The sequence below is a fragment of the Pseudoalteromonas sp. SG41-5 genome (assembly GCF_014164495.1).
In the GTDB taxonomy this organism is placed as follows: Bacteria; Pseudomonadota; Gammaproteobacteria; order Enterobacterales; family Alteromonadaceae; genus Pseudoalteromonas; species Pseudoalteromonas rhizosphaerae.
On sequence record NZ_JACJFH010000130.1, the window covers coordinates 1 to 9,298 of the forward strand.

Consider the following 9,298-nt stretch of genomic DNA (forward strand, 5'->3'; position numbering starts at 1 on the left):
AAGCTAGAAAAAATAAAAAGGCTGCCAAATTGGCAACCCTTTATAACACTTACTAATATAATACTTACTAAAATACGTCTTATTCAGCAATGCCTATTTGACGGTAATTAATTACGCTTTACGCCATGTAGTTCTACCTGCAGAGTCTTCCAGTATCACCCCAAGTGCATTTAAAGCATCACGCGCTTCATCAGCCGCAGCCCAATCTTTACTCGCGCGCGCTTCATTACGCTTAACTATTAACGCTTCTATTTGGGCAACTTCGTCATCTGCTTGGCCACCTTGTAAAAATGCCTCTGGTGCTTGTTGAGCAACCCCTAACACTTCCCCAAGACTACGCAGTACAAATGCTAACTTACCCGCTTGCTCAGCATCAACGTCTTTTACACGGTTTAGCTCTTTGGCTAATTCAAATAACACCGGTAATGCTTCTGGTGTATTAAAGTCGTCATCCATTGCTTTTCTAAATTTAGCCACATGTTCATTTGTTGCTAAATCACAACTGATAGGCTCAACACCACGAAGTGCCGTATAAATACGCTCAAGCGACGAACGTGCTTGATCTAAGTTCTCTTGCGAGTAATTTAACTGGCTGCGGTAATGACCAGAAATTAAAAAATAACGAACCGATTCAGCATCATATTCTTTAAGTACATCACGAACAGTAAAGAAGTTGTCTAATGATTTTGACATCTTCTCTTTATTTACTTGTACCATCCCCGTATGGATCCAGGTATTGACGTACTTGCCGTTATTTGCACAGCATGATTGCGCAATCTCATTTTCATGGTGTGGAAACTGTAAGTCTGAACCACCGCCATGAATATCAAAATGCTCACCTAAATGCTTTGAGCTCATTGCCGAACATTCAATATGCCAACCTGGACGACCTTCGCCCCACGGTGATGTCCATGATGGTTCACCCGCTTTGGCTTTTTTCCATAACACAAAATCAAGTGGATCATCTTTATCTTGTGCTACTTCAACACGCGAACCGGCTTGTAGCATAGTTAAATCTTGCTGTGACAATGCACCGTATTGCTCAAACGTTGAGACGTCAAATAAAACATCGCCGTCGGCTGCAACATAGGCGTGGCCTTTAGTAACTAGTCGTTCAACCATTTCGATAATTTCGTCCATATGACCTGTGACTGTAGGTTCAATGTCTGGACGTAACATGTTTAGACTATCAAAATCTTCATGCATTGCTTTTGTCATACGCACAGTTAAGTCGTTAATCGCTTCGCCATTTTCATTCGCACGCTTAATGATTTTGTCATCAACATCGGTGATATTGCGCACATACTTTAAATCATAACCAATGTGACGAAGATAACGTACGATCACGTCAAAGCTAACAAATGTGCGGGCATGACCAATATGACAATAATCATAAATGGTGATACCACACACATACATGTCGATCTTGCCGTCGACCATAGGTTTAAATTGCTCTTTTTGACGCGTGAGTGTGTTGTATATATTTACCATTTATTTTAAGTCCTTGACTATTTACTTGAATCGCTATGTTAACACTTGAAAAGCCCCTGCTCTAGCGCTTTATCAATTGAATAAGCACTTTGTTAATCTTAGCTAACTAAGATAAAATAGCGGCAAATAAATCAGCTAATAGGAAACCACATGGTTGTTCTACACACAAATTTTGGTGATATCACCATTAACATGCACAAAGAAGATGCGCCAAACACAGTTAAAAACTTTTTACAGTATGCTAACGCAGGCTTTTACGACGGCACTATTTTTCACCGTGTGATTGATGGTTTCATGGTACAAGGCGGTGGTTTTGAACCAGGTATGACACAAAAAGAAGTGCATGATCCTATTCAAAATGAAGCAAACAATGGCCTTTCTAATAAGGTTGGTACACTTGCTATGGCACGTACTCCTGATCCACATTCAGCAACAGCACAGTTTTTCATTAACGTGAATAACAATGACTTCTTAAACTTCAGCAGCGAAACATCTCAAGGCTGGGGTTACTGTGTATTTGCTGAAGTTGTTGAAGGCATGGACGTAGTAGAAAAAATTAAAGCCGTTGCTACAGGTAGCACAGGCTTTCATCAAGACGTACCTCTTGATGACGTTATCATCACAAGCGTAACTGTAAACTAATAGTACGCTTACCCACGTAACGTGGCGTTTTAGCGGGTATTTATGCTATACGTATATGCCCGCTTTATTTATTTTTAAAAGACTTACCTATGACTCGCCAAACCTACTTTATTGCCGACCTCCATTTAAGTGAAAATCGCCCAGATATCAGTGCAGCTTTTTATCAGTTTTTAAATACGCATATTATTAATAAGGATGTAGACGCGCTATATATACTTGGTGACTTTTTTGAAGTATGGGTTGGTGATGACTATGTAACTGCACTCTCAACTGAAGTTGCAAAGCATTTAAAAGTAGTGAGTGATAACGGCACCCCAGTATATTTTGTGCATGGCAATCGTGATTTCATTATGCGCGATAAATACGCCAAACAAGCAGGAATGACTTTATTACCCGAACAGCTGGTAATTGACTTATATGGCACTCCCACTGTCATTTTGCATGGCGATGAAATGTGCACACAAGATATTGAATATCAAAAGTTTCGTAAAAAAGGCCGCAGTTGGTGGTGGCCAAGATTAATGCTTGCTATGCCACTTTGGTATCGTCGTAAAGTTGCGCAAAATGCCAGAGAAAAATCAAAGCAAAATCAAACCGGTAAAGCGCTTGAAATATTAGATGTTACTGAACAAGCGGTACTAGCAACATTTGCAAAACACCAAGTAAAACATATGATCCATGGCCATACCCATCGCCCTAATGTGCATCATTATGAAGTAGATAAGCAAACACTCACTCGCACAGTGCTGGGTGATTGGTATACTCAAGGCTCTTATTTAGTTGTTACCGCACAGACACAAGAACTAGTGAGTGAACCATTCGCACAAATATAAAATATTGTCTACGCTTACGATATTGATCGTTTTTAGTACTGGTCGTAATGCTTAAATTATTTTTCATACTTATTTGTTTATTTTACGCAGGCCATACATACAGCCAAGATAAATGGCTTTTTGTTACCGAGCCTTTTCCCCCGTATTTTTCAGAGCAACTGCCGCAACAAGGTTGGTTAGCTGATATTATTATTACTGCATTAGCAAGCCAAGATATTGAAGCTAGCATTGAGTTTACAACTTGGGCTCGTGCACTAAGATTACTTGAAAAAAATAAGCGAACAGCTCTTTTAGGGGCTTATTATAGCGCCGAGCGAGAAAAAACATTCCACTATTCACGACCATTAGCAAAGTCATTTACTGGATTATTTAAACGAAAAAGTAGCAAAATAAATTACGATGGCAGTTTAACGTCATTACAGCCATACAGCATAAGTAAAGGTAGTAATTATATAGTTAGCGAGGGTTTTAGTAGTGAACATAATTTAGCTATTACAGCGACTAATGACTTGATCAGCAGCTTACGCGTGTTACAGCTTGGCCGCGTTGATTTAGTAGCTGGTACCAAAGAAGTCGGTGAGTACTGGTTAAACAATCATCCACAATTACAAACAGGACAGTCAATCGTATATATCCCTCCTCATTTAGCGTCCCACTACCTATATATTATTTTTTCCAAATCTGCTGTGCAAAGTAAGCAACAATTAATACAATTAGAAAACGGTTTCAACACCATTGTAAATAATGGTGAGGCCGCACAAGTTCTCCTACGCCATGGCTTTTCAGAAGCTAAGACTGAGCAATACCTACAATTTTTAAAACGTTAAAACACAAATGCTTATATGACTATCACTCCAAGCAACGAATTCTGCATCTTAAGATAGTTTGGGTATAGTAATAGTAAACTCAGTTTTAAAGCGCTCTGTAGAGTGTGGATTGGACTGTAATTTAATTTCCCCCTGCAAAATGTGTGTAACCCATTGGTGCACCATATATAAGCCAAGCCCAGTATTGCCAATACCACGAGCTGAGGTGTAAAAAGGCTCAAAGATGTACTGTTGAGACTCTGCTTTAATCCCAACACCGCTATCTGAAATGGTTAATTTAATGGATTGACTAGCAGCTTGTGCTATTTTTATCTCAATTTCACCGACTTGATTTTTGGCAAACCCGTGGGTTAGTGCGTTCATTATCAGGTTTTCTAGCACTTGGGAAATAATTCCTGGTCGGCTTTTTATATCTTGGTCAGTATCAACTAAGGTTTTCACTTTTACGTTTGAGTTTTTTAATCTTGAATTAAGGGAGATCAGTAAATCTTCAGTTATTTTTCTTATATTACATGTGATGACATCATCATTATGACGGTCTATCGCCATTTTTTTAAAACTTTTAACTAATACCGCTGCCTTATTTAAATTAATTTTAGCTAACCCTAAATTTTCCTCAATGCTCTGTGTGCTTTTATCTAATTGCGATTTAGTTAATCCGGTTTTTATCGCGTCACTCAACTTATTAATAACCACATTCGCGTTAGATACTGAGATAATAGCACCGCCAATGGGTGTATTCATCTCATGAGCAACCCCCGCCACCAACAACCCTAAAGACGATAGTTTTCGAGCTTCGAGTAAGCTTGTTTGTAATTGCTGCTGCTGCCTTATAGTTAAATCGAGCTGTTTGTTGACGCTATCTAACTCTACTTTTTCACGCTGTAGTTTATAAGATAAAGTAATTAGTTGCTGTTGGAATAAATATTCACGGTAACTAAAACCAAAACCGCAAATACATAAAACAACACTACACAGAGCAGCATATTGAAAAGCAGTCATTTTTGCATTATACAGCAGCTCTTTAGGGCTACCGATAAGTATAATAATCTCTTTATCTGAATCTGCGGTTCTTTGTGTTGATTCACGTAGTGAAACAATAGAGAATCGCCTGAAAGTATATAAACTGTCATGAAAAATACGTGAGGTGCTTTGTACGTCATGTTCAATGATGTGTTGCCAAAGCGCTGGAGAGTTATTTGCTAGCGAGTTATTAACTTGATTATACATAAACCCAAACTGTAATGCGGGATCCTTATTATACAACCAATAACCATCATGATTTAGAATATTTACTTGGGTGTTTTTTTCATCATATTGTCGAATATTACTAAATAAATAATCCAGATTAAAATTCACTACTAACAAGCCATCTATTAAATAATCACCACCTTGCGTTCTGTAAGTCACCCTAATTGTTGGCTCATGCGGGACAACAACTTTTCCACGCTCAATATTTAAATCAATTTCTGAAATAAATGTATTCGGTGGTGCAACTAACATCCCTTCTTTAAAGTAATAACGATTTTGCTTATTTTGTAATTGTGATACCTCAACAATTTCGCTTTTTTTATTGCTGAAATTAATTCTATAACGTTCTTTACCACTGCGTTCAAGCCAACGTATTTGTGAGATATTGGTTGATACAGAAGCAAAATTTAAAAAATAATCATTTATGAGCTTGTCGCTTTGTTGAGCGCTCAATGTATTTAAACCTGTATTACTTTTTAATACTTGGCCATTTGCTAACAGCTGAGTGAGTTTTTTAATACTGCTTAGCTCTTTAGATAAATCAGTACTCACAAGCACTAGTTTTTCATCTTGGCGCTCTTTTATTATGGTTACTTTTGACTGATAAACTTGCTCGTATACCAGCCAGCCAATTAATATCGCAACAAATAAAATAAACAGCGACTTTATGAGTACGCCTTTTTTGTCGCTATAAAATGAGTTACTTTTTTTAGTCATTTACATTATCAAACTGTGCTAACCAGATCAGTAAATCATCATAAAATAATGGTTTTGCAAAAAAGTAACCTTGGGCCATTTCACAACCTGCTTGTTTTAACCATTGCACCTCAAATTCGTTTTCAACACCCTCAGCAATAACTTTAAAATCAAATTGCTTTGCGAGACTGATGATCATTTTTATCATGTATTGATTATTTATATTATGCTCAAGGTTGCTGACAAAGTAGCGATCAATTTTTATCGCATTCGACGGTATTTCATTTATATGTGCTAACGATGAATAACCCGTACCAAAGTCATCAATACTCACTTTAATACCCAATGCCATAAATCGTGATAAAGCCTCTTTAATAAAGTTGTAATTACTGATCGCTTGGGTTTCTGTCACTTCAAGTTCCAGCATCGAGGGAGATACTTTATATTCCTCAATCCGACTTTTGATAGACTCAAAGTAAGAAGGATCGATCAAGTCATAAGATGATGCGTTAAACGCAATAGGTAAATTTATACCACATTTTTTAAGTTGATTAATTATTTGTAGTATTTTTTCAAAAATAACATTATCTAGCTCATTAATTAAACCAGCTGTTTCAGCAAGTTCTATAAACTCTTCAGGATTTACAAAGCTGCCATCAGCTAACTGCCATCTAGCTAGCGCTTCAAAACCAATTGGTTTTAATGTTTTCAAGCACATTTTTGGTTGCAAAGCGACACGCAATTCTTTGGTACTAATAGCCGTTCTCAAGCGCGCCATTAACTCATAGCGCCTTGTTATTGCCACTGTTTTCTCATCGGTATGCAAAATAAACTTCGCTTGAGTTACTTGCATGTAATTTAAACTCGACTCTGCCAGGCTAATTACTTTTTCGGGAGTAATATTTGATGCGCAACTTAGCTTTAACTCCAACACTCTTACGTCAATAAATTGCTTAACATTTTCAATTTCGTACTTTTGTTTATTATGAAAACGCGCAATATCATCTGTAATATCAAAATCAACATTAATGAGCATGCCAAAGCTACTATTACTAATAATCGCAATTCTGGGGTCATATATTGAAAAAACATCTACAATACTTTTATGTACCAGTTTTATGATTTTTCTACAAAAATCATAACCAAAGGTAAATGCTTTTTCATCAAACTGATAAATATCAAAAATAATTAAACGCATTTTGGATTTTTCATATACGTTCATATTTTTAATTTCGCGAGTTAACCAGTTTCTATTCTGTAAGTTTAATGAAACATCGGTATAGGCAAGCTCGGTTAATCTATTTAATAATGAAATATTAGCAAATCCGCTACTGACGTTTTCACTAAATACTTTCAATAAATATTCGTTTTCTTCACTAATGGGATTATCTGATTTTACCAAGGTAATATAGTGCGTGCCTTCAGCAATGGTTGCTGGGAAGAAGAAGATACTATGCTGATTTGAAAACACATGACGTTTCTCTTGAATCGCTAGCTGGAAGTCATCGTACATATCGGCCAGTAAATTGCTATCTACTTTTTGTCCTTTCATACCATTAAAGCAGCCGTTGGTAGTGAGGATCATTGCATTGTCGCCTTTATCAAGGTTGCTTGAACAAAGGATCCCGCCTCCCTCGGATATTTTTAAAATATTGCTTAGTTCTTGCAGCACGGCAGCTGAGTATGAGCCCATATCATGTTTGCTATTAATGCTCCTTGATGCATCAAGCACAAGTTGCAAACCTTGTTTAGCGGCTGTTATTTGCGAAATATATTGCCAAGTTCGCATATTACTATTAACGATTGATTCAAGCTTTTGCGCAGAAATGTCAGACTTATTCCAGTACTCATCAATATCGAGCATTTTCATCACATCGGTTTCAGGGGCTAAACCGGGCTGCCCTGTTAGTAACACGATACGCATTTCAGCGTTGCCAATCACTTCTCTGATGGTATTTACCAAACGCAGTCCGGAGTCATCTTCTTCCATAACCACATCGATAAAAACAAGTGCTATATCTGGGTGCATACTTAAAGCAAGCGCAGCTTCTGGTACTGAGTTGGCCGCTAATAACTCATATTTGTAGCCTTCTTTGGCCTTTAATTCTTTTAAGCTATTAACTAATGCATGTTGATAATCGAGATCATCCTCAACGGTTAGAATTTTCCATACTTTAAGGTCAGTATTTACTAACTCTTCCTCAGCAGAAAATACAAATAATCCCTCTTTTTCATCCATATATACCCACCAAAATAATAATAGCAATGGCCTTTCATTTACAATGCATTGCAAAGCAATAAAATAACTGATAAATAAAAAAATTAACTTGCTTTAAATATTAGGTGAGAGTTTTTGATGTGTCTAATTTAAAAACACTTTTGATAATAAAGTATGTGCTACAGCATGGTTTGAAAGCTGCAGCACATGTTAGTGTTGGTTAAGCGCTTTTATTTACCGGCGTACCACTGTGAAACTTAAAATCGTCATCAAAAGATGTAATTAACTGCGCTTCAATTTCACCAAACTCTTTAACCCGCTCGGTAATATCAAAACCAGCAATTTCTTGGGCAAGAGTTAAATAGTCTTGGTAATGGCGTGCCTCAGAGCGCAATAACGAAATATAAAAATCACCTAAACGCTTATCTACATGGGGTGCAAGCGCGGCAAAACGCTCGCACGAACGAGCTTCGATGTAAGCACCGACTATGAGCTTATCGACCAGTGCATCTGGCTCAAAGGTTTTTACATGTCTTAGCATACCCTTAGCATAACGACACGGCGTAATACTTTGATACTCAATACCGTACTCATCCATGATCTCTAATACTTGATAAAAGTGGTGCAGCTCTTCTTTGATCAACATCACCATTTTATCAACCAAATCTTGCCCATAAGCTGAATCAGATTTTGGGATCACTGCTTTAGTCAGTTTGTTTTTAGCCGCAAGATCGCGCCAATTCCCTTCACGTTTGTATATCAGCGTTTCAAACGGCTTCAGCCACTCAAGCAAGGCATCGCTGCTTTGTTTATCCACGGCGTATTTACGAATTAAAAACATCGCAGATTGCGCGGCTTTAAGCTCACAGATGAGATGATCAATTAAAATAACCGCTAGGTTTTCTTTTTTAGTGGCTTCATCAATCCACCCTAAAGGGGTTTCACAACGTAAAAATTGCTTAATCGGTTCTAAAAGTTTGCTATGTGGCACGAAGGGAGTTGCTCATTAGTATCTGTCATTAAGAAAATGATTTTATCATGAAAAATGACTGATAATAAAACAAAGCTGGGGGTTTGATTAATTAAATAACCCGAACTCTAGTTAAATATATCCCCGCTGATTTTTTTGCTTTCGTCTCTCATTGGTGTTTCTTGACAAGACCCCATTACTGAACCATAACTTAATACAAGCTGTATAAAAATAAAACAGCGAACTAATACCAATCGACTTAAATATTTAACCATTCTAGCGAGCTAAATAAAGCGCTAACTGCGTTATAATTTTTTCAAGTAGAACAACTACATGTCAAAATTTACGCCTTGTTATCACTGTATTTATC

The 9,298-nt window shown here is 37.2% G+C and carries 7 protein-coding genes; 3 read left to right on the forward strand and 4 right to left on the reverse strand.

What is annotated here, in order from left to right; all coding sequences use genetic code 11:
* Window positions 1–111: 111 nt before the first annotated feature.
* A complete protein-coding gene (cysS, locus tag H5232_RS21050) occupies window positions 112–1,491 on the reverse strand; it encodes a cysteine--tRNA ligase (protein WP_182831454.1) in 1,380 nt (459 codons plus the stop codon).
* A 150-nt stretch (window positions 1,492–1,641) separates the two neighbouring features.
* On the opposite strand from cysS, the gene H5232_RS21055 reads away from it, so the two are divergent.
* The 3 genes from H5232_RS21055 (at window position 1,642) to H5232_RS21065 (ending at window position 3,793) form a co-directional block, all read left to right on the forward strand.
* Complete coding sequence (locus tag H5232_RS21055; RefSeq protein WP_182762578.1) at window positions 1,642–2,133, forward strand: peptidylprolyl isomerase; 492 nt, start codon at window positions 1,642–1,644, stop codon at window positions 2,131–2,133.
* Window positions 2,134–2,222: 89 nt separating this feature from the next.
* Window positions 2,223–2,966 carry a UDP-2,3-diacylglucosamine diphosphatase gene (locus H5232_RS21060; RefSeq protein WP_145241478.1) on the forward strand — a complete coding sequence of 248 codons (744 nt, stop codon included), beginning with the start codon at window positions 2,223–2,225 and terminating at the stop codon, window positions 2,964–2,966.
* A gap of 47 nt (window positions 2,967–3,013) precedes the next feature.
* Window positions 3,014–3,793, forward strand: coding sequence for an ABC transporter substrate-binding protein (locus H5232_RS21065; protein WP_182718150.1), 780 nt, complete (start codon window positions 3,014–3,016; stop codon window positions 3,791–3,793).
* Between the two features lie 48 nt (window positions 3,794–3,841).
* Here H5232_RS21065 and H5232_RS21070 read toward each other — a convergent pair whose 3' ends face one another.
* From H5232_RS21070 to H5232_RS21080, 3 genes are all read right to left on the reverse strand, one after another.
* Window positions 3,842–5,761: a sensor histidine kinase gene (locus H5232_RS21070; protein ID WP_182718151.1), complete on the reverse strand. Its 1,920-nt coding sequence runs from the start codon at window positions 5,759–5,761 to the stop codon at window positions 3,842–3,844.
* Window positions 5,754–7,979: an EAL domain-containing protein gene (locus H5232_RS21075; RefSeq protein WP_182718152.1), complete on the reverse strand. Its 2,226-nt coding sequence runs from the start codon at window positions 7,977–7,979 to the stop codon at window positions 5,754–5,756. The genes H5232_RS21070 and H5232_RS21075 overlap by 8 nt, the downstream gene beginning before the upstream one ends.
* 199 nt (window positions 7,980–8,178) lie before the next feature.
* Entirely contained in the window at window positions 8,179–8,949 is a 771-nt protein-coding gene (locus H5232_RS21080) for a tRNA isopentenyl-2-thiomethyl-A-37 hydroxylase MiaE (protein ID WP_182718153.1), read from the reverse strand.
* Window positions 8,950–9,298: the final 349 nt, after the last annotated feature.